Origin of the sequence: Clostridium tertium (assembly GCF_902652255.1) — a bacterium.
Lineage (GTDB): Bacteria > Bacillota > Clostridia > Clostridiales > Clostridiaceae > Clostridium > Clostridium tertium_A.
In genome coordinates, this window is record NZ_CACRTO010000020.1 from 159,727 (window position 1) to 186,724 (window position 26,998).

A 26,998-nucleotide genomic window follows, 5' to 3' on the forward strand; every position below is an offset into this window, starting at 1 on the left:
GTGGTGAAATTAGATAAAGGGAATCCCTTTTCTATAAATTATGGAGTACATAAGTGAAATTAATATACAAGAGGCAGTCATTCATATACTAGACTCTAATGGTGAGGAGCCTGTTTTAAATGAATATAGCCTTGAACTGAATGAAGATATATATAAATTCCTACATAGACATATTGAGAAGTGCTTTAAAGATGAGGAACTTAAATATGCTGTTTTTAATGAAGAAAGAAATATAGTTAAGGAAGTAGTACAAGATTATTTAAATGGTATAGATAATAATTTAATAGGATTATCTCAAGAGCTTGCAAGACAACTATTTATAATAATGAAGGGAAATGTAAATATTCCTTCTTGTGATTTACTTATAGTTTCAATAATTACTGATCAAGGTCCAATGATAGGAATACTTAAAATGGATTACGTAAGAAATTTTACTCATCAAGTAGATTTTATTGATAATAAGATTGGAATAGGTATTGTACCACAATCAGCAGGTCTTCCAGCTAGCAGCCAAAGAATTCAAAAAGCAGCTTTCATAAAACCTATAAGAGAAGATGAAAGATACAATCTTATGCTTATAGATAAGCAAAAAAAGAGCAAAGAGGAAGATGAGTACGGTGCAAATTACTTTGTAAATAATTTTCTTGGCTGTAGTATAATAAACAACGAAAGAGATATGACAAAGACTTTCCTTAAGGCTGCAGAAAATTGGACTAGAAATAATATTACAGAAGATGCTGATAAGGCTGAAAGAATAAGAACAGCAGTAAAGGCTAAGTTAAAGGAAGAGGAAGTAATAAATATAGATAACTTATCTACTGAGCTGTTTAAAGAAGATCCTCAAGTTCAAAATGACTTTTCAAATTTCGTTAAAGGACATGGATTAGATGAAGTAGCTATAGATAAACAATGGGTAGAAAAGAAGCTTAAAAGAGTAAGATTAAAAATAGATAAAGAGATAGATTTATATATTGATGAAGAAGCTTACCATGATAATAGTAAATTCGAAATACAAAGAAATGGTGATGGAAGTATTAATATGGTAATAAAGCATGTTATAAATTATATAGAAAAATAAAATTCAAGATATAGATAGAATAAGGTCTTATTTTTATTTTAAAGCAAAAGAGATAATAAAGCTAAAGTAGTTTTATTATCTCTTTTATAATTTTATTACTTAGTTTTATTATCTATTTAATAAATATTAGATTAAAAATTATATAATTTTATAAATTACATAATTTAAGAAGATAAATAGCTACTTTAATAAATAATAGTAATTATTACTTAAAAATTGATAAAAGTTAATAATGAGTATTGACAATATAAATGTAAAGCTTTACTATTTAAGTATATAATACATGTAAATCCTTGAATAATTAATAAGAATTTACAAAAATAGTAGATTATTTAATAGAAATAGGGATTTACAGAAATAGAGTAGATTTAAAATGGTTAAGGGAGAATTAAAATGAGAGAAAATAATATATCTAAGGAAAAGTATATTACAGTAGATGAAGCTTTAAGTTTAATTAAAAGTGGTGATGTAATAGTTACAGGTTTAGGAGGTGCTGAGGCAAGAGAGATTTTAAGTAACTTACATAGGATAGCAGATAGAGTTAATGATATTACAGTTACTACTTGTCTACCTCAAGTATCTGCTGAGTATTTTATGAATCCAGAATATAAAGATTCATTCAGAATGGATGGGTGGTTTTATACTGGACCTATGAGAAAAGCTCAAAAAAATGGAAATGTATCACTTATACCTAATCATCTTCATTTAACAGCTTTTAAGAGACAGTTTCATAAAAAGACAAATATATATATGGGAACAGCTACACCTCCAGATAAGCATGGGTTTTTATCTTTATCATTAAGTAATATTTATGAAAAAAGAATATTAAAAGAAGCGGATTTAGTAATATTAGAAATAAATAAAAATTATCCAAGAACATTAGGTGATGTAGAAATTCATATAAGTGATGTAGATTATGTAGTTGAGACTGATTATCCAGTTCCAGTGCTTCCAGATTCTGAGCCTAATGAAAAAGACTTATTAATTGGAAAATTTATAGCTGACAGAATTAATGATGGAGATTGCATTCAACTTGGGATAGGAGGTATTCCAAATGCAGTTGCAGCTTCATTAATGGATAAAAAAGACTTGGGACTTCATACAGAGATGTTTACTACTGGAATAATGAATTTAATAAAGGCAGGGGTTATAACTGGTAAGAGAAAGAATTTTAATTATGGTAAACATGTTGCAGGTTTTGCTCTTGGTACAAAAGAGCTTTATGATTTCTTAGATGATAATCCATCAATTATGATGATGGATGGATATTGGACAAACGATCCGTATGTAATTGCACAAAATGATAATCAAGTTTCAATTAATACTTCTATTGAAGTAGATTTAACTGGTCAATGTGCATCAGAATCAATAGGGCCAATGCAATTTAGCGCAACAGGTGGACAATCTGATACTGCTGTTGGATCACAAATGTCCAAAAACGGACGTTCCTTTATAGCTCTTTATTCTACTGCTATGGTAAAAAATAAGGAAACAGGAGAGAAAGAGGAGATATCAAAGATAGTTCCATTTTTAAAGCAAGGGGCAGCTGTAAGCTTATCAAGAAATGATGTAGATATGGTTGTTACAGAATATGGAGTTGCAGAACTTAGGGGGACAACCATTGCAGAGAGAGTTGAAAGATTAATAAGTATAGCACATCCAAAGTTTAGAGAGGAATTATTAAGACAAGCTAAAGAATTTGGAATAATTTATTAAAGGTTATATCTTTCTTAGATATAACAATAAATCAAGTGAAAGAAGTTATAAATACTTATATAAAAGGATGTAGTTTATATAGATTTTATTAATTCTGAATGAAATAAAAAAACTTAAACTACATCCTTATTATTATTATTATTATTATTATTATTATTATTATTATTATTATTATTTATAATACTTCTCATAATTAAAGTTTTAAACATTTTTTTATATATACAAAAGAAAGTGTATCCATGTTATGTGAAAGTCGACTGGGAGATTGCCAGATCCACTCAGCATAACATAGACAGTTTTTGTTTTAGACTAAAATTATTTAAGGTACTACATGTACAGTAACAGTTCTTCTACCAAAAGAATAACAGTCTGCAACTGTATTAAAGTAGAGGTCAATTTTATTACCTTTTATAGCTCCACCTGTATCTGAAGCTATAGCATATCCATATCCCTCAACAAATACTTTTGAGCCTAATGGTATTACATTTGGGTCTACTGCAACTGTGCTTAGTCCATTTGGATTTCTTACAGGTTTAAGGCCTAAAGCTGTAAGTCCATGACCAGTGTAAGCTGTTGCAGACATTGAATAAGTTGATAAATATTCAGAGTTTGAACCACTTACATCTAAGCTACTACCATCTTCAGAAGTAGAAGCTTTAGCGCTTTCTAAAGAATCAATTTTATATTTTGCATTAGAAATTGATTCTTCAACTAAACTAATTGCATAATTACTATTAAGTTGAGGTAGTATTCCTGTTAATGTATTTAAGGCATCCTTCAGTTGTGAAATAGAATCACTACTATCAACTGTAGAAATAGTATTAGAAACTAAATTAACTTCATTAGCTTCTATAATTGACATTACTGCATCTTTTTCTTCGTTTAGTTCTGCTAGAAGAGATTCTTGTTCTTCTTTTTTCTGATTAACTATAGATAGATCATTTTCAATAGTAGCTGATAGAGTTTTAAGTTCTTTTTGTTTATCCTCTATTATCTCACTATCTTTAACTAAACTGTCTTTCTTATCATTAATATCAGAAATAATATTCTTATCTACAGAAATTAGCTTGCTAACAGCTTCAATTCTTGAAAATAAATCAAAGATATTTTCAGATGTTAGTATATAATACATCATATCAGTTGTAATATTACTTTTATACATTGAACGAAGACGTTGACTCATTAACGCTTCTCTTTCTTCAATTTCAACTTTTGAATCTTCTATTTTTTTATTTATATTTTCTATTTCTGCTTCAGTATTCTTTATTTCAGAATTATTTTTTTCAAGTTTATTATTTATTTCTTCAATTTCAATATTTAGTTTACCAACTTCAGCATCTAGCTCTAAAGCTTTTTTATCTAGTTCTTTATATTTTGTTACATTTTCGTCTATAGACACATTACTTGAAGAGTTAGGCTCTGCGAATACTATGTTATATGTATTATTCAAGCATAAGAATAATACTAAGACTACAGAGAAAACTTTCTTTTTACTCAATAAAGCACCTCCTGAATTTTATGTTGAAATTATACTATTACTTAAAGTTATATATTAACAATATAATATATATGTGCAAATTTTAAATAATATTTAAAAAAGTATAAAATTAAGCTAATATGAGTTTATATAAAGATATCTAATAATATTTATGATACTACAAGAATTAGATAAATAGCAAGTTTTGAAGATATGGACTTAAATAATGAAAAAAAATACATACTTAAGCTTAATCGAATTTCAAATTAAGTTTAAGTATGTATTAGGTGTAATTATTATTTAATTTAAGCTTATTTTACAAGTTTAACTAAGACTGCTTTTTGAACATGAAGCCTATTTTCAGCTTCTTCAAAAATAGTATCAGCATGATTTTCTAATATTTCTTCAGTTATTTCTTCTTCTCTATGAGCAGGTAGACAATGTAATACTATTGAATCTTCTTTTGCTAAAGTCATAAGCTCAGCATTTACTTGATAGCCCTTAAAAGCTTTTATTCTTTCTTTAGCTTCATCTTCCTTACCCATGCTTGCCCAAACATCTGTTATTACAACATCAGCATCCATAATTGCTTTTTCAGGATTATCTACTATTTCAAATTTTAAATTATTTGCTTCAGCAATTTCTTTTCCCTTATTAATATAATGTTCTTTAACCATATAATTATTAGGAATTGCTAAAGATATATTCATTCCAACTTGTAGACATCCAACGATAAGAGATTGAGCCATATTATTTCCGTCTCCAATGTAGGCTACCTTAAGTCCATCTAAGATGTTTTTATTTTCTCTAATAGTCATTAAATCAGCTAATACTTGGCAAGGATGCTCATCATCAGTTAAACCATTTATAATTGGAATACTTGAACATTTAGCAAGGGATTCAACTTCTCCTTGATCAAAGGTTCTTATCATAATTCCATTTACATATCTTGAAAGAACCCTTGCAGTGTCTTCTATAGGTTCTCCACGACCAATTTGCAAATCATTAGAACTTAAGAATAGAGGATAGCCTCCAAGTTGATACATTCCAGCTTCAAAAGAAACCCTAGTTCTAGTAGAAGCTTTTTCAAATATCATTCCAAGAGTTTTACCATCTAAGTGATGATGCTTTATATTATGCTTAAGTTCATACTTTAATTGATCAGCTAAGTTAAGTATATCTAAAATTTCATCTTTCGATAAATCTTCCATTTTCAATAAATCTTTTTTCATAAATACCCCCAAAGTTTCAGTTAACAATTAACAATTAACAGTTATTGTAGAAATTAAACATAGTTTAATTTCTTAATTTTAAATAATATTGCAATGAAGAATGAAAAGTTAATAAAAACATTAGTTTTTATTAACATGAAAAAATGAAGGTTGAAATTAAGCTTAGATTAATTTTTTATAAAGAATTAGAGTTAGAAATTCATCCCAAGCTGAATCTATTTATATCTTTTCATTATTTCATTATTAATTCTTCATTTATAATTTTTAATTATGCATTATCCATTATGCAATATTCATTAATTATGCATTCTATAATCCTTGCTCCAGCTTCAATTTCTTCTTTAGAAATTACTAGTGGAGGAAGTAGTCTAACTACGTTCTTTCCAGCAGTTAGTACTAACAAGCCTTTTTCTAGTGCCTTTTTTTGAATTTCAGCAGGTGGAACAGTTACTTCTATTCCTATCATTAATCCATTTCCTCTTACATCTTTTACAATAGAAGAGTTAATGTTTTTTAATAAAGATTTTAAGTATTGTCCTTTTTCTTCAATTTCTTTTAATGCATTTTCAGTGCAAAGTTTTTCTAATACTACTAAAGCTCCAGAACATACAACAGGATTTCCTCCAAAAGTAGTTCCATGATCTCCAGGATTGAAAGTTTGTGATAATTTTTTAGTACATAAGAATCCACCTATAGGAAGTCCAGCTCCTAATCCTTTTGCAACTGTAACTATATCAGGTTTTACATCGTAGTATTCATAACCAAATACTTTTCCAGTTCTTCCAATTCCACATTGCACTTCATCGAAAATTAAGATAATGTCTTTTTCTTTACAAGTATCATAAACTTCTTTAACAAAATCAGAGTCTAAAGGATGAACTCCACCTTCTCCTTGAATAGCTTCCATAATAATAGCGCAAACTTCGTTACTTGCTTTATTTTTAAAGTCTTGTACATTATTAGCTTCCACATAATCAAATCCATCTGGGAAAGGGAAGAAGTAGTTGTGGAATTTATCTTGACCAGTAGCTGTTAATGTAGCTAAAGTTCTGCCATGGAAAGATTGTTTTAAAGTTAATACTTTATGTCTATTTAATCCATACTTATCAAAACTATATTTTCTAGCAAGCTTTATAGCTCCTTCATTAGCTTCTGCCCCAGAATTACAAAGAAAAACTTTATCCATCTTTGTAATTTCAACTAGCTTTTCAGCTAAAGTTAAAGCCTTTTCATTTAAGAAAATATTTGATGTGTGTTGCAATGTAGAAACAGTGTCAGTAATAGCTTGAATCCATTCTTTGTCCCCATAGCCAAGGCTATTAACACCTATTCCACTAGTAAAATCTATATATTTATTTCCTTTATCATCAAAAAGGTAAGAACCTTCTCCTGTAACTAAATTAACAGGAAGATAGGAGTAAGTTGACATTAAAGGTAAATTATTTGACATTTGAAAACCCCCTTTTTTGAGTTAACAGTTAGAAATTAATGGGGCTGTCGAAAAAACAGCCGGAATTAAGAATTAAAAATGAAGAATTATTGATGTAATTCTTACAGAATTACTAAAATTAATTTATTTTCAAAACTTCTTAAGGAGTTTTTTCATTAATTTTTCATTATTCATTTTTAATTTTTCATTGTGCGATAGCACAGTCTAGTAGATCATTGTTCCAATTCCTTCATTTGATAGTAGTTCAAGTAGTATTGAGTGAGGTAAAGTTCCATCAATGATATGAGCTGTCTTAACTCCCATTCTTACTGCTTCTACGCAACAATCTATCTTTGGAATCATTCCACCTTGTACTATTTTATCTGCATATAATTTTTTAACTTCATGTGGTCTTAATTTTGAAATTAGTGAAGCTGGGTCTTTTGGATTTACCATTAGTCCAGGCACATTAGTTAATAATATAAGCTTTTCTGCTTTTACTGCAGCTGATAATTTAGATGCACATGTGTCAGCATTTATATTGTAGGCTTGAGTAGAGTTTTCACCTATTGCGACTGATCCTATTACTGGGATATATCCATCTGAAAGGGCCATATCAATTATATTAGTATCTATTGATGTTATTTCTCCAACATATCCAAGATCTACAGGACCTTCTAATTTCTTTGCTTTTATAAAGGATCCATCTAAACCAGTTAAGCCAATAGCTTTACCACCAGCACTTTCTATTAATGAAACTATATCTTTATTGACCTTACCACCTAAGACCATTTGTACTATTTCCATAGTCTTTTCATCAGTATATCTAAGACCATCTATAAATTTACTTTCTTGACCTATTTTACTTAGGAAGCCTGAAATATCAGGGCCACCACCATGTACAATAACAGGCTTTAAACCAACGCATTGCATTAATACTATATCAGTTGCAACGCTTTTCCTAAGTTCTTCACTAGTCATAGCATTTCCACCATATTTTATAACTACAATCTTTCCAGATAGGGATTGAATGTAGGGAAGTGCTTGAGTTAGTACCTTAGCATGTTCTGTATAATTCACTTTCTAGCGCCTCCTTTAGCTTCTATAATCTCCATTGATTTTTACATAATCATAGCTTAAGTCGCATCCCCAAGCCTTTGAAGAACATTCTCCTGAATTCATATTTACTAGGATTTGAATTTCATCTTTTAATAATATTTCTTTTGCTTTTACTTCATCAAAAGGTATAGGCATTCCGTCTTTGCATATATCTATTGACCCAACAGAGCTTTTAAATGCAAGATTAACCTTATCTGGATTAATATTTATTCCAGAATAACCAAGAGCACATAATATTCTGCCCCAGTTAGCATCACTACCGAAGATTGCGGTCTTTACAAGTGGTGAATTTATAACACTTTTAGAAAGTATTTCTGCATCTTTTTCAGATTTACAGTTACTTACTATGCATTCAATAAGCTTAGTAGCCCCTTCACCATCTTTAGCAATCATTTTAGCAAGAGTAATATTTAAAGTGTTTAATACATCTAAGAAAGTATAGTAAGCATCGTTCTTTTCAGTAATTTCTTCATTAGAAGCTAAACCATTAGCTAGTACTAGAACCATATCGTTAGTACTTGTATCTCCATCAACACTTACTCTGTTATAGCTTATTTTAGTACTTTCTTTTAATGCTTCAGATAACATTTCACCAGAAATATTTAAATCAGTTGTAATAAAGGAAAGCATAGTTCCCATATTTGGCTCAATCATTCCAGATCCCTTAGCCATAGCCCCAATTGTAACTACCTTATCATTTATTTTAAATTCAAAGGCAAGTTGCTTTTTATAAGTATCTGTAGTCATTATTGCTGTAGCAGCATCTTCGTAGCCTTCCTTTGAAAGTCTTTCAGTTAGCATTGGAATTCCATTTTTGATAGCATCAATATTTAGAGGAACCCCAATAACTCCAGTAGAAGCAACCAGTATATCACTAGTTTTTAATCTAAGAGCTTTCCCCTGAAGTTCAGCCATTCTTTTAGCCTTTACTAATCCATCATTTCCATTGCATGTATTAGCATTTCCACTATTAACGATAATAGCTTGAGCTTTTTTATTAGATAAATGCTCCTTAGTTATATAAATAGGAGCTCCCTTAACTTTATTTTTAGTATATACTCCAGCAGCAGTAGCTGGCACTTTTGAGTATATAAGAGCTAAATCTAGCTTTAAATTATTCTTTTTAAGTCCACAGTGAATCCCAGATGCAAGGAATCCCTTAGGTGCTGTAACACCTTGATTAGATAGTAGTTTCAAAATAAATCCCCCTTTTTTAGTAATTGGAAAAATGAAAAAATGAAGAAATTAAAGGTGAAGTAAAATTTAATATTAGTAAATAATTTACAAAAATTAATAAAATCAATATTATAAAGCTAATAATCTAACTAGAGGTGATTAAGTTTATGAAAAATGCCATATTAGATAAAAGTTTTAACTTCAGTTTAGATATAGTAAAATTATATCTAAAGTTAAAAAACGAAAAAGAATATATTTTATCAAAACAGTTAGTTAGATCAGCAACTTCGATTGGAGCGAATGTAACAGAGGCTCAATATGCTCAAAGTAAGAAAGATTTTATCAGTAAAATGAGTATTGCATTAAAGGAAGCAAATGAGTCTGAATACTGGATAAATTTATTAATTAAAGCAATTCCTTATAACTCTCTAATATCACAATTCCTTAATTCTTTTATTACTTCATTACTTCATTACTTAATTCCTTCATTATTGATTTTTTTCATTTTTTCATTCTTTCATTAAAATTAATTTCCTGCAGAAATTAATTTTAACCCATCAGTTTCTTCGAAGCCTAGAATTATATTCATATTCTGTATGGCTTGTCCGGCAGCGCCTTTTATCATATTATCAATAGCGCTTACTATTATTATTCCGTCTTTTCTGTGATTTAGATGTAATGAAATATTGCAGAAATTAGTGTGTTTAACTTCTTTTATTGAAGCTATTTCCCAAAGTGGAAGCACATTTACAAATGCTTCGTTTTTGTAAAATTCTGAATATAATTTATGAAGTTCTTCTAAGTTTACATTCTTAGATTTAGGACTACAATAAATTGTTGAAACTATTCCTCTGTTTATTGGTAGTAGGTGAGGAGTGAAGGTTACTTGTACCTTTTCATCAGCTATTTTAGATAAACATTCCTCTATTTCAGGAGTATGTCTATGTGAGCCTATACCATAAGGCGAAAAGTTTTCATTTAGCTCAGGATAGTGAGATTTTAAAGTAAGACCTCTTCCTGCACCAGTAGCTCCAGATTTTGAATCACAAATTATATTATCAGTTTTTATAAGAGAATTTTTTAACAAAGGCATAAGTCCAAGTTCTATTGATGTTGGATAGCAGCCTGGATTAGCTATTATCTTATAGTCCTTTATTTTATCCCTATTAAATTCAGGTAAAGCATAAATACTTTCTTTATGAAGATCTTTATAGTTATATTCTTTGCCATACCAATATTTATAGTCTTCTTCATTTTCAAGTCTAAAATCTGCCCCAAGATCTATTAAGACTTTATTTTCTTTATATACGAGTTCTGCAATTTCTTCGCTTAATCCATGAGGAAGTGCAGCATATATTACATCACATTTTTTTATTACTTCATCTTGATTTTCACATATTAAATTAGTTACCCCATAAAAGTTTTTGTATATAGATGATATTTCTTTACCTTCATAAGATACAGAACTTATGGCTTCAACCTTAACCTTTGGATGGTTTAATAAAAGTCTAAGTAGCTCTGCACCAACATAACCTGTAGCTCCAATAATCCCTACTTTAAGCATGCGATAGCCTCCTTAGTATTTTTAATTGATTCTTTTAGTAAATCTAATTGTATTTTTACTGAAGAGGAACTAGGTCCTCCAAATACTTTTCTTTCTTCTAAACAAGTGATTAAATCTATTGTTACATAAATATCTTCTTCAAATATTGGTGAGAAGTTTTTAAATTCTTCCATAGATAAATCATCAATTGCTAAATCTTTCTTTATACAATAAAGAACTATTTCGCCAACTATTTCATGAGCTACTCTGAAGGCAACACCTTTTTTAACTAAGTAATCTGCTACATCAGTGGCATTTGTAAAGCCTAAAGCAGCTCCTTTTTTCATATTAGTCTTACTAACTTTTAATGTGTCTAACATACCAGTGAAAGTTTTAAGAGAAAGCTTAGCTGTATCTAATGCATCAAATAAAGCTTCTTTATCTTCTTGCATATCTTTGTTATAGGCTAGTGGTAACCCCTTCATAACTGTTAAAAGAGTCATTAAGTCACCATAAACTCTTCCTGTTTTTCCTCTTACAAGTTCAGCTACATCAGGATTTTTCTTTTGAGGCATTATACTGCTACCAGTACTGTATTCATCAGCTAATTCTATAAAGCTGAATTCATTAGTTGCCCAAAGAATAATTTCTTCTGAAAACCTTGATAAATGCATCATTATCATTGATAAAACTGATAAGCTTTCTATTGCATAATCTCTATCTGAAACAGAGTCTAAACTATTATTAGTAATAGAGGAGAAGCCAAGTTCCTTAGCTACCATATTTCTATCTATATTGTAAGTGGAGGTTGCAAGAGCACCACTACCTAGAGGCATTTCATCTAATCTCTTATAGCAATCTAAGATTCTGCTTAAATCTCTCTTAAACATTTCAGCATAAGCTAATATGTGATGCGCGAATGTTATAGGTTGTGCCTTTTGCATATGAGTATATCCAGGCATTATTGTAGTTACATTTTCTTCAGCCTTTTTATAAATGACTTCTTGAAGATTAATAACATCCTTTGATAATTCTTTTAAAGCTCCCTTTAAATATAATTTTGTATCTAAAGTAACTTGGTCATTTCTACTTCTACCAGTATGAAGCTTCTTTCCTTCATCACCAATATAGTAAGTTAAAGTTCCTTCAACAAAGCTATGAATATCCTCAGATGACTCATCTATTTTAATTACTCCATTTTCTATTCTTTCTAAAATTGATTTTAATCCTGCTATTATTTTTAAACTATCTTCTTCTGGAATTATATCTTGCTTACCTAACATATTTGCGTGAGCTAAACTACCTAAGATATCTTCTTTATACATCCTTGAATCTACTCTTATTGAGGAGTTAAAGTCATTTACTAATGAATTAACTCCTTTTTCAAAACGTCCACCCCAAAGTTTCATAATTATTTACCAGCCTTCTTTAGGGATTCCTTCATTTTTGAATTTACAGTGATAGGTAGTCCAAATAGATTAATAAATCCTGCTGAATCCTTTTGATTATATACAGCATCTTCTCCAAAAGTAGCATATTCTTCACTATATAAAGAGTATGGAGATGTCATTCCAGCATTAACTAAATTTCCTTTATATAATTTAAGTTTAACTTCACCAGTAACATTTTCTTGAGTTTTATCTATAAAAGCAGTTATAGCTTCTCTAAGTGGTGTGTACCATTGTCCATTGTAAACAAGTTCTGCAAATTTTAATGCAATTACTTCTTTATAATGAGCAGTTTCTTTATCTAAGCAAAGTTCTTCTAAATCCTTATGAGCCTTATAAAGAATAGTTCCACCTGGAGTTTCATAAACTCCTCTAGACTTCATTCCAACAAGTCTATTCTCAACCATATCTATAATTCCAATGGCATTTTCGCCACCAATTTTATTTAATTTCTCTATTAAAGTAACACCATCCAATTCTTCACCATCTAAAGCAACTGGAATTCCTTTTTCGAATTTTAATGTAATATATGTTGCCTTATCTGGAGCCTTTTCTAAGGTGTTAGATAATTCTAAGATTTTATCATATTTAGGTTCATTACTTGGATCTTCTAAATCTAAACCTTCATGACTTAAGTGCCATAAATTTTTATCCTTGCTATAATTAGTTTCATAGCTTATAGAAATAGGAATCTTTCTCTCTAATGCATATTCTATTTCTTCTTCCCTTGATTTAATATCCCAAATTCTCCAAGGAGCTATAATATCCATGTCAGGTGCAAAAGCCTTAACGGCAAGTTCAAATCTAACTTGGTCATTTCCTTTACCAGTACAACCATGACATATAGCATCTGCTCCCTCTAAAAGTGCAATTTCAACCAATCTTTTTCCTATAATGGGTCTTGCAAAAGAAGTTCCCAGTAGATATTTTCCTTCATATATTGCATTAGCTTGAATAGTAGGGAAGATATAGTCATTAACAAATTCCTTAGTTAAATCTTCTATATAACACTTTGATGCCCCAGTTTTAAGTGCCTTTTCTTCTAATCCTTCAAGCTCGTCCTTTTGTCCAACATTACCAACTACTGCAATTACTTCACAGCCATAATTTTCTTTAAGCCAAGAAATGATTATTGAAGTATCAAGTCCCCCTGAGTATGCTAGTACAACCTTATTATATTTTTTCATATTAAAAGCCCCCTTTTTTATAATTAACAATTAACAGTTAACGATGAATAATTTAGGATGTAATTTGTTCCAAATTAATGAAATAAAATTCTTCTAAATTTTCTGTTATTCATTTCTAAATTTTCATTATATTTTAAATATGTTTATAATTATACCTATCTAAGTATAATTATGCAATAGCAATATTAATATTTATACAATATTTCTGCATAAAAATTAAAATTATGTAATAAAAATAATTAATTATGCATAAAACTTTTGAGTTGTATGAATGTTTATATATTGATTAAGAAGTAGGAGAATGAAAAAAAGTTTATGATTGAGTTTCATGGTGTTGCAATGAAAGATCTTATAAATTATGTATTGGTTTAAAAGGATAGAATTGTTTAAAACTGAAAAAGATACGATAAGGTGTAAAAGATTATTTACTATTTTCAATATTCCTAACATATATAGTTAAACAAATTACAGTGCATCTACCTTTAAGTAAGGACAAGTAAGTTATATTTAGCAAATCAAACTTATTCTATTTGTCAAGTCAATAATGCCAAATTTAAAAGTATTTTTAAATAGAATAAATTTAAATATTAACAATGTTGAATAATATTGTAAATAATGATAACCTTATAAAAGAAAATAGATGTTTATAAATATGGGGCTTATCAATACACATATTATGAACATAATCTAAGATACTCTTTAGGAAGGTCATGGTATGCTGTTTAAGAATGAAAAATAAACTTTTGATTTTATTAATTTTATTTGTTATTTTCTTAGCTACTTCATGCAGTATCACATCAGGTGGACAAGACAAGATTGTTGATAAAATCTTAAATCTACCTGTGGATTATTCAATTGAACAAGCTGAAAAAGATGGATTTGTTGTAATAGACTCAGGTTTAAATGAACAAATAAAAGAAATTGACTCTTTTATAGAGAATTTCTATTCAAAAGATAAAAAATTAATAACTATTGATGAGAATTATATAATTAATTTTTATGAAATCTTTGATGCACGTATCATACTTTTTTCATATGATTTAAAAAACCAAAATGTAATACAACAACATAAGGATTTTTTTAGAATTAAAACGGAAAAGTCTGACGATGAAGCAGAAGTATTATTATATCCTATAGATGATTCAAATTTAATTATAGAAGAGGAAAAACATCTTATTTATAGATATAAAATAGTTAAATAAGATCCATTTGTCAATAATCTAAAAGTAGTGACAGTTTTTATAATATGTAAATTTAAAGGTAGCAACTTTTTTTATGCTACCTTTTTAATATTAAGATCTGTCTTAATAAATAACGAACTAAAAGGACCAATGATTCATCGGTCCTTTTTAAACATCTTATTTTCAAAACTATTCTTAAAAATAGAGTTATATTTATAAATGTATAAAGTTTTTTATGCTTTAAAGAATTCTTTACAATAAATTTTTTATATTAGGACTTTGTAACTCTTTTAAATGCTGGGCTGTTGAACGTAATGCGTGAAGAGTAGCTAAGGATTCTGCTCTGTCATCTCCTCTAATATATAAGGAAAGCTTTAAAGAATCATTTTTTAGTAAATCATAGTCTACATGATTTAAGTATATAGCTGGTATATCAGCTTTTTCAGTTATTAAGTTTAGAAGATTTACTGATTTCTCATAAGCACTTTCTTCATCATAATCATTTAGCAAAATCTCAATGTCATCACAATTAAGAACTATTTCATCACATAAATCAGTAAACTTATAGTTTAGAAAAAATAATACTGCTATTAATACTGCAAAAAGGACAACTGATATGTAGGTATTTTTCATATTCGAGCCTCACCATCCTTATGCAATTGATATATAAACTTACCATTAGTATCTGTCATTGCAATTACAACATCCTCAATTGAACTTACATGATGCTTTTTTAATTCTTTTATTATCCAATCACTATCTTGTTTTGATTTAGTTAATGTATTTTTATTAATTTTTCCATCAAGGACATAAATTACAGGCAATTGAGGCCTTTTTCTGCCTTGTGAGTTATTACTACTTTGGCTTTCACTGCTATTTTGACTACTATTTGAACTACTAGAATTATTTGAAGTTAAAAATGACATTTGTCCGTTATTTTCTAGTATTCCAAATTCTATTTCACTTAAATCAAAATATCCAGCCAATCTTATTTCTTCCATAAGCTCATCTAAATTAATTTGTTGCTTTTTCAGGGCATCAAAACGAATTTTCCCTCTAGAAATTAAAATGCAAGGTTCACCTTCGAGTATTTGCCTAGCTTTTTGGCTTTTTAATTGAATTAAGGAAAGTATAGTTTTGATAAAAAGTAAAGTTATTATTGGAATTATACCTAAAATTAACGGAAGCCTAGTGTCCTGCATAGGAAGAGCAGCTAAGTCAGAAATCATAATTGTTATTACAAATTCATAAGGTTGTAATTCTCCAACTTGTCTTTTACCCATAAGTCTTATGACTAATATAACTAAGGCATATAAAAATATAGTACGTATTAAGACAATAAACATAAAACTAACCACCTCTAAATTATTATTCCATTTAAGTATGGATTTATACTGATGAAATGGTAGTTATAAAATTAAGAAATGAAAGAATGAAAAAATGAAGGAAGAGGTTTTGCAACGCAAAATCTCTTTTGTTTTAAAGATTTTCTTAAAAAAATATGTAAGGATTTTTTTAGACATTCTTTCATTTTTTAATTCTTTCATTAATAAAATGCTTCGCATTTTAGTACAGAAGTACTTTTCAGTATATAATATAAGGTATAGAGATATTAATAAGTAGTAATGAGATATATGGAGGCAAAGATATGATTTATAAGATTAAATATAATAATAAAGAATATATTGCAGAAAGGGGTACTACATATAAGGAATTTATTGATAGTAAATTAAAAATTAATTCTAATGATGTAGCATTATGCAAGTTAAATAATAAATATTTTGAATTATATAAGACTATAGAAGAGGATGGAGACTTAGAGCTTATAAACTTTAGTAGCACTATTGGTTATAAAATTTATACAAGAACATTACAGTTCATTTTTATAAAAGCAGCTTTAGATTTATTTAAAGAAGCAACTATAACTATTGAGCATAGTCTTAGTGATGGAGTATTTGGTGAGCTTCATAAAGAAGAAGCTTTAAATGAAGAAGATATATATGTAATTAAAGAGAGAATGAAGGAGCTTATTGATAAAGATCTTCCGATTAATAAAATAAAAGTTAAAAGAGAAGAGGCAATTGAGATTTTCAGAGGATATGGTATGGAGGATAAAACATCTCTTCTTAAGCATGTGGATTTTGAGACTGTAAATTTATATGAGTTAGATGGAAGATATGATTATTTTTATGGACAAATGGCTTATTCAACTGGAGTTATAAAGGCCTTTGATTTAATTTATTATAATCCAGGTTTTGTTATAAGATTTCCACTAAAAAATGATTTAGAAAGTTTAGGGGTATTTAAAGAAAATAGAAAACTATCTAATATATTCTTAGAAACAGAAAGATGGCTTGATATTATTGGAGTAGGTGAGGTTGGTTCATTAAATGATAAGGTGGAAAAGCATGAACTTAGAGATTTAATTATGGTATCTGAAGCGCTGCATGAAAAGAAAATTGCTCAAATTGCAGATATGATTAATGAAAGAAAGGAAACAAAGGTAGTACTTATTGCAGGTCCAAGTTCTTCAGGAAAGACCACTTTTGCAAATAGACTATCAGTTCAGCTAAGGGTAAACGGATATGTGCCTGTACCTATTTCTTTAGATGATTATTTTGTAGATAGGGAGAATACTCCAAAAGATGAAAATGGAGAATTTGATTTTGAAAGTATATATTCTATAGATATTGAACTTTTCAATAAGCATTTGGCTAGTCTCCTTAAGGGGGAGGAAGTAGAAATCCCTAGCTTTAATTTTAAAAAGGGGGAAAGAGAATGGGTTAATAATATTATTAAACTACCTAATAATGGAGTGATATTAATAGAAGGAATTCATGGTCTAAATCCAATGCTTACTTCTTTAATTTCAGATAAGCAAAAGTTTAAAATATATATTTCAGCTCTAACGCAACTAAATTTAGATAATCATAATAGAATTGCAACTACAGATATTAGAAGAGTTAGAAGAATAGTAAGAGACTTCTTATCTAGAGGGTATGGAGCAGAAGATACATTAAAATTGTGGCCATCCATAAGAAGAGGTGAAGAAAAAAATATATTTGTATTCCAAGAAGAAGCAGATGTTATGTTTAACTCAACATTAGTATATGAATTATGCGTTTTAAAGAAATATGCCTTAGAAGAATTAGACAAGATAAAGGAAGATAGTCCAGTTTATATATTAGCAAGCAGACTTAAATCCTTCCTTGGATTCTTTAAAGAAATTGATAAGGAATATGTTCCAACTAATAGTATTCTTAGAGAATTCATTGGAGGCAGTGACTTCTACAAATATTAGATTGCGTAGGACTCTGTAACATATTATGCCCTGTCGACCTCGCGAGTTCCAAGTTGACCTACGCATAATATGTTACAGAGTCCAAAAACAATATAATTTTATAGAACTAAGGATAACTGAAGGAAAAAATTCAGACAAGCTGAATTTCAATAGGATCGTTAATTGTAGGTCTGTTGCAACTTCTTAATACAGTACTTTAAATGTTAAATTGCTTAAAGTAGTTAAATTAAGAATGAAGAATTATTGAAAAAGCTCCTAAGGGAGTTTTGAAATTTCAGTTGTTTTAAATTTAGTATAAGCTAAATTTTTCTTTAAATTTTGAGAGGTCGGACTGAGCATAATATGTATAAAGTTTATGTGTATAATAAGGAGAGTTTATGGTTCTAAAAGATGATTACGGAAAGAATATGATACTTTTAGATGAAGAAAATTTAATTTACAAAGGAACTTTTAGAAAGAAAATTATAAAAAGAGAAGAAATAAGAAGTGCTTTTTATGACGAGGTTTTATTAGGAATATTAACTTATAGTGGAAGGATATATTCCTTAAATATTGCTAAGTTATTATTTAGTGAAAGAGAAAAGTTAGAGAACTTAAGACTAGAGCTTAATAAGGAAAATATTTTATTTGATTATATGAATTATAGAAGTTCTATTGCTAGCTTACCTTTCATTATATTTTTTATGCCAATGATAATTGGTTTTGGGAATAGAGATATAGTAATATCATTTATTTTACTTATTCTGTTTATTTTTTATGCAATGATATTAAAGAAAATAGTACCTAATAATGTGTACAATATTGACAGAGATGAAGTTGAAATTTTAAGAGGAAAACATACTTTTAAGTATAAAAAAACTGAAATTGATAAAATTAAACTTAGAAGAAGTACTGATTTAAATACTATTGAATTTAATAAGAATGGTAATAAATATGTAATGTATTTTAAAGAAAGTCCATACTTAATGAAAATATATAATTTAAGCTTAGGTAAACTTTTTAATTAATATAGGGTAGCGCTATCTCGTAATTAAAAATGAAGAATTTATGGAAAAACTTCTAGATGAGTTTTAAAAATTATTATATTTTTTTAATTATTCATTGTTATATCATTACGATGGCTCTATAATTATATTGGTTTTTAATAAATACGATTTACTAATTTTTATTTATAATAAGACTGTTCTTACCACAGAACAATAATTTATACAAAAGGAGAAAATGCATGAGTGGAATGGGTGTTTTTGATATACTAGGACCAATAATGATAGGTCCATCTTCTTCTCATACAGCAGGGGCAGCAAGACTTGGAAAAGTTGCTAGAACTATAGCTGGAGATGATGTAATTGAGGTAACATTTTTACTTCATGGTTCCTTTGGGAAAACTTATAAGGGACATGGTACTGATAGAGCTTTAGTTGCTGGAATAATGGGAATGGATCCCTCAGATGAAAGACTAAGAGATTCATTAGAAATTGCTAAAGAAAAGGGAATTAAAATTACTTTTAAAGATGTGGATTTAGGAGACTACCATCCTAATACAGTTAAGTTTTTAATGAAGCTTAAGAATGGTAATGAATGTGAAATTACAGGTTCTTCAATAGGTGGAGGAAATATTGAAATAGTTAATATTAACGGTAATGAAGTTAAGTTTACTGGAGCATATTCAACAATTATAACATCTCATAGGGATATACCAGGGACTGTAGCAAAGGTTACTAATATTTTATATGATAGTGAAGTTAACATAGCTTTTTTAACACTTGGAAGAAGTCAAAAAGGAAAAAATGCTACTATGACTTTTGAGTTAGATGGAAAGGTTTCAGATGAGTTAATTGAAGAAATTAAAAAGGTTGAAGGTATAGAAAAAGTAATATTAATTAACAAGATAGAGGATGGTGAGTAGTTTGGACATAGCAAGATCAGGAGAAGAGTTAATTAAGATTTGCGAAGAAAATTCTATTTCTTTAAGTGAATATGCAATTAGAAGAGAAATGGAAGATAGAGAAGTTTCAAGAGAAGATTTATTTTTAAAAATGAAGAAAACTCTTGATGTAATGAGACATGGAGCAACAGAAGCAAGAGAAAAAGAAGTTTATTCAGTAAGTGGACTTATTGGTGGAGATGGATATAAGCTTCAAGAATATTTAAAAAGTGGTAAATCACTAACTGGAGATACTATGATTTTAGCTATGGCAATGGCTTTATCATCTTCAGAGGTAAATGCTTCAATGGGAAGAATAGTAGCTTGCCCAACAGCAGGATCTTGTGGAATAATTCCAGCAGTAATTTTAACAGCAGGAGAAAGGCTTGGAAAATCTGATGAAGATTTAATAAAAGCTTTATTTGCATCTTCAGCAATTGGAATGATAATTGGAAGAAACGCTACTTTTGCAGGAGCAGAAGGTGGTTGCCAAGCAGAGTGTGGTTCAGCAGCAGCTATGGCAGCAGGTGCTGTAGTAGAAATGATGGGCGGAACTCCAAAGATGTCATTAGATGCTGGAGCAATAGTATTTAAAAATGTAATGGGACTTGTATGTGATCCAGTTGCAGGATTAGTTGAAGTTCCTTGTGCAAAAAGAAATTCATCAGGAGCGATAAGTGCCTTATGCACAGCTGATTTAGTTATGGCTGGAGTAGAATCAAAAATTCCTTTCGATGATGCATTATCAGCAATGTATAAGGTAGGTAGAAGCTTACCAGCAGCATTAAGGGAAACAGCTCTTGGAGGAGTAGCAGTAACAAAAGCTGGGCTAGAATTAAGGAAAAAGGTTTTTGGAGACGAATAAATTATAATAAAAACCATATAATATTGCTTAAAAATGTTGCAATATTATATGGTTTTTATTTATTCATAGATATGTATTCTTCTCCATAATTATGCATGGCTTTTAAGACAGGAATAATTTTCATTCCAACTTCTGTTAATCCATATTCAACCTTTGCTGGAACAACTGGATACACTTTTCTATAAATTAAGTTATCTTCTTCTAAGCTTCTTAATTGATTCGTCAACATTTTTTGTGTAACATTTGGCAAACTTTTCTTTATATCTGTAAATCTAAGAGGTCCATCACATAAGTACCATAGTATTAGTATTTTCCATTTACCAGATATAAGTTTGTGTACTAAAATCATAGGACAAACCTCGTGGTTATCAGAATTCTTATCATAAAAACAATCTTTATGTTCAATTGTAAATTTCTCCATTAGTTATCTCCTTTAACGTTAATAAATGAGAATTAGTATCATTTTTGATACTAGGTATAATAAAAGTGTCTACTTGAAAGTTGATAAATTTTAAACTATCATTTATATTATAACAAATAAAAGATATATTTCCAAAAAGGATTTATAGTGGAGGATAATGATGAAAAAAGTATTATATATAAAAGCAAATATTAAGCCGGAAGGACAATCAAGAACATTTAAGGTATCAGATAGTTTTATTGAAGAATATAGAACTTTAAATCCTGAAGATGAAATAATAACATTAGATTTATATAATGAAGGAATAAACTTCTTAAAAGCTGAAGATTTAACTGCAGTTTTTGGTGAAAAGACATCAGCAAGCAGAAATCATCCAATATTAAAGTATGCTTACCAAATAGCAGAAGTAGATAAGATTGTTATTGCAGCACCAATGTGGAATTTAGGAACACCAGCTATAGTTAAAGCTTATTTTGACTATACAAGTGTTACAGGAATAACATTTAAATACACAGCAAATGGTCCAGTTGGAATTTGTAAGGCTAATAAGGCTTTAATAGTTTCAGGTAGAGGTGGAGATTACTCTAGTGAAATAGGTTCACAATTTGAAATGGGTGAAAGATACTTAAGAACTATACTTGCATTCTTTGGAGTTAAAGATGTTAAGAGTATAGCTGTTGAAAACCTAGATGTAATGGGTATGGATATAGATAAGATAGTTTCTGATTCAGTAGAAGAAGCTAAAGAAATTGCAAAAAATTTCTAATAACATAAAACTGTAATTAATAAGCTATATCAATTTTTTAGAGAGTGATATAGCTTTTTTTGTATTGAAAACCACTGGCTATGCCGGTGGTCAAAAGGGCTTAAGCTCTGAACAGAAAAACTCCTATGATAAAATTAAAACGACTGACAATCGTAAAATAATAAAATCATAGGAGGTGTGTCGTATGGGTAACGACATAGAAAGCTTAGCACATACAAAATGGAGGTGTCAATATCACATAGTATTTGCACCGAAGTATAGAAGACAAATAATATATGGAAAATATAAAGTAGAGATAGGAAAAATATTAAGAACTATATGTATGAGAATGGGAGTAGAGATAATCGAAGCGAATGCATGTAAAGATCACATACATATGTTAGTAGCTGTCCCACCTAAAATGAGTGTGGCAAAATTTATGGGAACATTAAAAGGTAAAAGTAGCTTAATGATTTTTGATAGATTTGCACATTTAAAATATAAATATGGGAATAGACATTTTTGGTGTAGAGGATATTATGTTGATACAGTAGGAAGAAATAAAACTGCAATTGCAAAATATATACAAAATCAAATCGAAGAAGATCAAATAGCAGAACAAATAAGCATGAAAGAATATATTGATCCCTTTACGGGATCGCCAGTAAAAGGTAGCAAATAAAAAAACACCCGATGAGGGTGTTAGCTGTAAAAGTTTTGCGATTGGCAGTTTTTCAGAGCACGAGTAGTGCTGCCAGTACCATGCCCTTATAGGGCTTAATCAAGCCACCAGCTAAGCTGGTGGTACATGACTGTAAGTTTTAAAATGCGAAGCATATTAAAATGAAAAAATTAAGAGAATGAAAAAATGAAGGAAGATGTTTTGCAATGCAAAATATCTTTTGTTTTAAAGATTTCCTTTAAAAAATCTGTAAGGATTTTTTAGGAATTCTTTCATTTTTTCATTCTTTCATTACTAAAATGCTTCGAATTTTAGTACATAACCTACTTATTCTAGATTTTACATTATTAAATTATATATTTTTAGGAATAGTATAAAATTTAACGTAAATACTAAGAGGGTAAGGTGGTGATTTTAATGGATAAGAATCCGAATATAAAGTGTACAGTTGAACAATGTAAGTATAATAATACTTCTGAAAAATATTGTACATTAAATGTAATTCAAGTTGGAACTCATGAAAAGAATCCAACTCAAGTACAATGTACAGACTGTAATTCTTTTGAATTAAGATAGTAATACCTTATAAAGGGGCTGTTGCATAATTGATAATTGAGAATGAAGAATAAAAAATTAATGAAAAAACTTCTGATGGAGTTTTGAAAAATAATTCTTTATTAGTAATTCTTTATTAGGCTGATTTTGCAACAGCCTCTTTTGTGTAATATATTTTATTAGTAAAGTTTCATCATTTCTATAAGGCGCCTAAAAACTTTCTTTAATAAAAGTATATAATTCAAATTAAAAATATTTTCGAAAAACTATTGCATTTTGGGTTTATATTCCATATAATAACATTAAAAATTAAAGCCTGTGATAAGAAGTAGTATGTAATAGAATTTAGATCCAGCGAATTTGGGGTGGTGGGAGCCAAATACTGTAGCTATTATTGAATGGATCTTTGAGGTGGTAGCCAGAAGTTTTAGTATGGGTGCACGGGAGTTAGCCGTTAAAATAACAGGGTATCGAGTTTTCTGTACCTGGAGAGAAATGCATAGGTGGCATTATTGAAGTATTTTATATTTCATCCTATTTGAGGATGGAATTTTTTTATTTTATGGACTAATTATTATTTATATTAATTGTTTAGTACAAGGGTTAAAGGATAAGTATAGCTATTAAGCTATATTAAGTATTAATTATTTAATCTGTATAATATAATTTTTAGTAAAACTATAAAATATTAAATATTTTAGTATTAATGTTTATTTATGTATAAATAAAATGGGTGGCACAAGTCACTTTGTCCCATTAGGGGTGAAGTGGCTTTTTTTATTACCTAAAATTATGCATTTCCTATCTAAGTGTGGAATAAGAGAGAGTTAATTTTATAAGGGGGCTATTTTATGAACAGAATCGTTAATATTTCAAAAGAAGAATTTTTAAAGAATAAGAGTGAAAATCTTACCTTCTCTGTAATTAGTGAGTATAGAGGTGATGAAGTAACACCTATTAAGATTTTTAATTCTTTAAAGGGAAGTAACAAGTTTATATTTGAAAGTGGGGAAAAAAGAAATTTAGAAGGAAGGTATTCCTTTATTTCTGAAAATTCCTATTTAGAGATTCAAGGTAATGACAGTGATACTATAGACAAGATTAATAATGAGCTAAATAGAAATTTTAATGTAGAAAGTAATCAATTGCCTTTTAAAGGTGGTGGAATTGGATATATAGGTTATAATGCAGTAGCTTTTTATGAAAAGACAATAAAGATTGATAATGAAGATAAACTCAATGTACCAGTAGTTAGGTTTAATTTTTATAAGAGATATGTAGCATATGATCATTTTAGTAGCAAGTTATATATAGTGAATAATATTTTTCAGGAAGATGATAAGTCTTATGAAGAAGTTTTAGATTCTCAAAATAAATATTACAAGGAGTTTATTACTTCAGAAGTAGTTATAGTTGAGGAAAGTAATAATTGTAAGAAGAATAATAAAGATAGTTGTAAACATGATAATTACAAAGATAAATATGAAGATATTATTAGCCAAGATAATGAGGAGAAAAATGTGTTTAAGTACAGTGATAGTGATGAAAATTTCTTTAGTATAGTGGAAGAAGCGAAGGAGCATATAAAATCTGGAGATATCTTTCAAGTGGTTTTATCTAGAAGAGGAATTATTAGAACAGAAAAGTCAGCCTTAGAAATTTATAGATCATTAAGAGAAGAAAATCCTTCACCATATATGTTTTTATTAGATTATAAGGATTATCAAGTAGTGGGAGCTTCACCAGAAAGCTTAGTTTCTATAAAAGATGGGATTATAACTACAAATCCTATAGCTGGAACTAGAAAAAGAGGACATGATGTAGAAGAAGATTTAAGGCTTGAAGAAGAATTGAAAAATGATTCTAAGGAACTTGCAGAGCACGTTATGTTAGTAGATTTATCTAGAAATGATGTAGGAAGAGTAAGTGAAATTGGAACAGTAGAAGTTTCAAGTTTTATGAAGATAGAGAAATTCTCACATGTAATGCATATTACAAGTACTGTTCAAGGGAAGCTTAAAGATAAAAATAATCAGCTAAAAGCTTTATTTTCTTGTTTTCCAGCAGGAACAGTTTCAGGAGCTCCTAAAATTAGAGCAATGCAAATTATAAATGAGCTAGAAGATTTAGATAGAGGAATTTATTCAGGAGCTATAGGTTATGCATCCTATGGCGGAAACCTAGAAATGTGTATAGCTATAAGAACTATAGTATTAAAAGATAAGATTGCAAATATTCAAGCTGGAGCTGGAATTGTATATGATTCAATTGCAGAAAAAGAATGTGAAGAAGTAGATAATAAATTAAGCATTTTAAGGGAGGTAGTACTAAGATGATAGCACTTATAGATAATTATGATTCCTTTACTTTTAATTTATATCAATATTTATCAGAGTTTTCAAAGGTAGAAGTATTTAGAAATGATGAAATAACAGTTGAAGAATTAAGAGATTTAAAACCAGAAGCAATAGTTATATCTCCTGGACCTGGAAGACCTAAAGAGGCTGGAATTTCAGTAGAATTAATTAAAAGTTTAGAGGGGGAAATACCTATCCTTGGAATATGTTTAGGACATCAGGCAATAGCTGAAGCTTATGGTGGGAAAATAATAAGAGCAAATAGTATTCTCCATGGTAAAAAGTCTAATATTAGAGTTAAAAAAGACTGTATCTTTGATGGTATAAGTAGAAGGTTAGATGTAATGAGATATCATTCTTTAATAGTAGATAAAAATGATTTGCCTGAAGAGTTAGAGGTTATAGGAAAGAGTTTAGATGATGATGAAATAATGGCAATAAAACATAAGGAATACAAGGTCTATGGATTGCAATTTCATCCTGAATCAATATATACAGATCAAGGTAAGAGGATAATAAGAAATTTCATAGTGGAGGTGTGCAATATTTATGATTAATGAAGCAATAAGAAAATTATCACTAAAGGAAGACTTAACAGAGGATGAAGCAAGAACGGTAATAAATCAAATAATGAATAAGGAAGCAACATCATCACAAATAGGAGCCTTTTTACTAGGCCTTAAGATTAAAGGTGAAACTACTGATGAGATACTAGGATCTATAAGAGCATTAAGGGACAATATGATAAAGATAGATGTAGCTCAAAATAACTTAATAGACACTTGTGGTACTGGCGGAGATGGTGGGAAAACCTTTAATATTTCAACTGCTTCAGCAATAATTGCAGCTAGTGGTGAAGTAAAAGTAGCCAAGCATGGAAATAGAGCAATATCAAGTAGAAGTGGAAGTGCAGATGTATTAAAAGAGCTTGGAATAGACATTAATATGAAAAAAGAAGATAGTGAAAGAGATATTTTAAATAAAGGGATGAGCTTCTTATTTGCTCCAAATTATCATAATGCTATGAGAAATGTTGCAAATGAAAGAGCTGAACTTAAGATAAGAACTATATTCAATTTAATTGGACCTCTTTCAAATCCAGCTCCATTAACTGGACAATTACTTGGAGTATATGATGAGAAGGTTATGAAAACTATAGCAGAAGTTTTATCAAAGCTTGGATTAAATAGGGCATTAATAGTTCATGGCGATGATGGATTAGATGAAATAACTACAACAACAACTACTTCAATTTATGAAGTTACTTTAGGAAAGATAAAAAATTATAAGTTAGATCCAACTACTTATGGTATTAAAAAAGCATCTTTAAATGAGATAAGTGGTGGAGATCCTAAAGAAAACTCAAAGATAATATTAGATATATTAAAGGGAGATAAGGGAGCCAAAAGAGATATAGTTGTACTAAACTCAGCAGCAGCTCTATATGTAGGGGAAATGGTAGATTCTATAGAAGAAGGAATAATCAAAGCTAATTATTTAATAGATTCAGGCCTTGCATATAAGAAATATATTCAGCTTTCTAATAAGGGGGTATCTTAAAC

General features: G+C 29.0%; 25 protein-coding genes. 14 read left to right on the plus strand and 11 right to left on the minus strand.

Features of this window, described 5'->3' with window-relative positions:
* Positions 1-40: 40 nt before the first annotated feature.
* Together GPX08_RS09675 and GPX08_RS09680 are read left to right on the plus strand one after the other, a co-directional pair.
* Entirely contained in the window at positions 41-1,078 is a 1,038-nt protein-coding gene (locus tag GPX08_RS09675; RefSeq protein WP_156626612.1) for a nucleoid-associated protein, read from the plus strand.
* A 393-nt stretch (positions 1,079-1,471) separates the two neighbouring features.
* Positions 1,472-2,794: a 4-hydroxybutyrate--acetyl-CoA CoA transferase gene (locus GPX08_RS09680; RefSeq protein ID WP_156626613.1), complete on the plus strand. Its 1,323-nt coding sequence runs from the start codon at positions 1,472-1,474 to the stop codon at positions 2,792-2,794.
* 319 nt (positions 2,795-3,113) lie between these two features.
* Here GPX08_RS09680 and GPX08_RS09685 read toward each other — a convergent pair whose 3' ends face one another.
* The 5 genes from GPX08_RS09685 to argJ form a co-directional block, all read right to left on the minus strand.
* A complete protein-coding gene (locus GPX08_RS09685) occupies positions 3,114-3,977 on the minus strand; it encodes a hypothetical protein (protein ID WP_156626730.1) in 864 nt (287 codons plus the stop codon).
* 605 nt (positions 3,978-4,582) lie between these two features.
* Positions 4,583-5,503, minus strand: a complete 921-nt coding sequence (argF, locus tag GPX08_RS09690; RefSeq protein ID WP_156626614.1) for an ornithine carbamoyltransferase — start codon at positions 5,501-5,503, stop codon at positions 4,583-4,585.
* Positions 5,504-5,771: 268 nt separating this feature from the next.
* Positions 5,772-6,953 carry an acetylornithine/succinylornithine family transaminase gene (locus GPX08_RS09695; protein WP_156626615.1) on the minus strand — a complete coding sequence of 394 codons (1,182 nt, stop codon included), beginning with the start codon at positions 6,951-6,953 and terminating at the stop codon, positions 5,772-5,774.
* Positions 6,954-7,157: 204 nt separating this feature from the next.
* Entirely contained in the window at positions 7,158-8,012 is an 855-nt protein-coding gene (argB, locus tag GPX08_RS09700; protein WP_156626616.1) for an acetylglutamate kinase, read from the minus strand.
* Positions 8,013-8,027: 15 nt separating this feature from the next.
* Positions 8,028-9,251: a bifunctional glutamate N-acetyltransferase/amino-acid acetyltransferase ArgJ gene (argJ, locus tag GPX08_RS09705; RefSeq protein WP_156626617.1), complete on the minus strand. Its 1,224-nt coding sequence runs from the start codon at positions 9,249-9,251 to the stop codon at positions 8,028-8,030.
* Positions 9,252-9,394: 143 nt separating this feature from the next.
* On the opposite strand from argJ, the gene GPX08_RS09710 reads away from it, so the two are divergent.
* Positions 9,395-9,751 carry a four helix bundle protein gene (locus tag GPX08_RS09710; RefSeq protein WP_156626618.1) on the plus strand — a complete coding sequence of 119 codons (357 nt, stop codon included), beginning with the start codon at positions 9,395-9,397 and terminating at the stop codon, positions 9,749-9,751.
* A 2-nt stretch (positions 9,752-9,753) separates the two neighbouring features.
* Here GPX08_RS09710 and GPX08_RS09715 read toward each other — a convergent pair whose 3' ends face one another.
* Genes GPX08_RS09715 through GPX08_RS09725 form a run of 3 tightly spaced genes read right to left on the minus strand, consistent with a single transcriptional unit; the run spans position 9,754 to position 13,405 of the window.
* Positions 9,754-10,791: an N-acetyl-gamma-glutamyl-phosphate reductase gene (locus tag GPX08_RS09715; protein WP_156626619.1), complete on the minus strand. Its 1,038-nt coding sequence runs from the start codon at positions 10,789-10,791 to the stop codon at positions 9,754-9,756.
* Positions 10,779-12,179, minus strand: a complete 1,401-nt coding sequence (argH, locus tag GPX08_RS09720; protein ID WP_156626620.1) for an argininosuccinate lyase — start codon at positions 12,177-12,179, stop codon at positions 10,779-10,781. The genes GPX08_RS09715 and argH overlap by 13 nt, the downstream gene beginning before the upstream one ends.
* Positions 12,180-12,181: 2 nt before the next feature.
* Entirely contained in the window at positions 12,182-13,405 is a 1,224-nt protein-coding gene (locus GPX08_RS09725; protein WP_156626621.1) for an argininosuccinate synthase, read from the minus strand.
* Positions 13,406-14,133: 728 nt separating this feature from the next.
* Here GPX08_RS09725 and GPX08_RS09730 point away from each other — a divergent pair.
* On the plus strand, positions 14,134-14,607 hold the full coding sequence (locus tag GPX08_RS09730) for a hypothetical protein (protein ID WP_156626622.1): 474 nt from the start codon (positions 14,134-14,136) through the stop codon (positions 14,605-14,607).
* 231 nt (positions 14,608-14,838) lie between these two features.
* On the opposite strand, the gene GPX08_RS09735 is transcribed toward GPX08_RS09730, so the two are convergent.
* Together GPX08_RS09735 and GPX08_RS09740 are read right to left on the minus strand one after the other, a co-directional pair.
* The gene (locus GPX08_RS09735; RefSeq protein ID WP_156626623.1) at positions 14,839-15,219 is read right to left on the minus strand and encodes a DUF4363 family protein; all 381 of its coding nucleotides are present in this window, start codon (positions 15,217-15,219) and stop codon (positions 14,839-14,841) included.
* The gene (locus GPX08_RS09740; protein ID WP_156626624.1) at positions 15,216-15,932 is read right to left on the minus strand and encodes a DUF421 domain-containing protein; all 717 of its coding nucleotides are present in this window, start codon (positions 15,930-15,932) and stop codon (positions 15,216-15,218) included. Before GPX08_RS09740 ends, GPX08_RS09735 begins: the two co-directional genes overlap by 4 nt.
* A gap of 302 nt (positions 15,933-16,234) precedes the next feature.
* On the opposite strand from GPX08_RS09740, the gene GPX08_RS09745 reads away from it, so the two are divergent.
* From GPX08_RS09745 to sdaAA, 4 genes are all read left to right on the plus strand, one after another.
* Entirely contained in the window at positions 16,235-17,887 is a 1,653-nt protein-coding gene (locus GPX08_RS09745; protein WP_156626625.1) for a nucleoside kinase, read from the plus strand.
* A 377-nt stretch (positions 17,888-18,264) separates the two neighbouring features.
* Entirely contained in the window at positions 18,265-18,894 is a 630-nt protein-coding gene (locus tag GPX08_RS09750) for a hypothetical protein (RefSeq protein WP_156626626.1), read from the plus strand.
* 218 nt (positions 18,895-19,112) lie between these two features.
* On the plus strand, positions 19,113-19,793 hold the full coding sequence (gene sdaAB / locus GPX08_RS09755; protein ID WP_156626627.1) for an L-serine ammonia-lyase, iron-sulfur-dependent, subunit beta: 681 nt from the start codon (positions 19,113-19,115) through the stop codon (positions 19,791-19,793).
* Positions 19,783-20,676 (plus strand): L-serine ammonia-lyase, iron-sulfur-dependent, subunit alpha, encoded by an 894-nt coding sequence (gene sdaAA, locus GPX08_RS09760; protein ID WP_136007815.1) that lies wholly within the window; start codon positions 19,783-19,785, stop codon positions 20,674-20,676. The genes sdaAB and sdaAA overlap by 11 nt, the downstream gene beginning before the upstream one ends.
* 55 nt (positions 20,677-20,731) lie before the next feature.
* Here the strand turns inward: sdaAA and GPX08_RS09765 are convergent, their stop codons facing one another.
* The gene (locus GPX08_RS09765) at positions 20,732-21,097 is read right to left on the minus strand and encodes a transcriptional regulator (protein ID WP_156626628.1); all 366 of its coding nucleotides are present in this window, start codon (positions 21,095-21,097) and stop codon (positions 20,732-20,734) included.
* Between the two features lie 160 nt (positions 21,098-21,257).
* Between GPX08_RS09765 and GPX08_RS09770 the strand changes: the two genes are divergently transcribed.
* From GPX08_RS09770 to trpD, 6 genes are all read left to right on the plus strand, one after another.
* Positions 21,258-21,863: an FMN-dependent NADH-azoreductase gene (locus GPX08_RS09770; RefSeq protein ID WP_156626629.1), complete on the plus strand. Its 606-nt coding sequence runs from the start codon at positions 21,258-21,260 to the stop codon at positions 21,861-21,863.
* A gap of 184 nt (positions 21,864-22,047) precedes the next feature.
* Positions 22,048-22,524 (plus strand): IS200/IS605 family transposase, encoded by a 477-nt coding sequence (tnpA, locus tag GPX08_RS09775; RefSeq protein WP_156626630.1) that lies wholly within the window; start codon positions 22,048-22,050, stop codon positions 22,522-22,524.
* A gap of 417 nt (positions 22,525-22,941) precedes the next feature.
* Positions 22,942-23,100 carry a DUF1540 domain-containing protein gene (locus GPX08_RS09780; RefSeq protein ID WP_156626631.1) on the plus strand — a complete coding sequence of 53 codons (159 nt, stop codon included), beginning with the start codon at positions 22,942-22,944 and terminating at the stop codon, positions 23,098-23,100.
* Between the two features lie 839 nt (positions 23,101-23,939).
* Positions 23,940-25,415, plus strand: coding sequence for an anthranilate synthase component I (locus tag GPX08_RS09785; protein WP_156626731.1), 1,476 nt, complete (start codon positions 23,940-23,942; stop codon positions 25,413-25,415).
* Positions 25,412-25,993: an aminodeoxychorismate/anthranilate synthase component II gene (locus GPX08_RS09790; protein ID WP_156626632.1), complete on the plus strand. Its 582-nt coding sequence runs from the start codon at positions 25,412-25,414 to the stop codon at positions 25,991-25,993. Before GPX08_RS09785 ends, GPX08_RS09790 begins: the two co-directional genes overlap by 4 nt.
* A complete protein-coding gene (trpD, locus tag GPX08_RS09795; RefSeq protein WP_156626633.1) occupies positions 25,986-26,996 on the plus strand; it encodes an anthranilate phosphoribosyltransferase in 1,011 nt (336 codons plus the stop codon). Before GPX08_RS09790 ends, trpD begins: the two co-directional genes overlap by 8 nt.
* Positions 26,997-26,998: the final 2 nt, after the last annotated feature.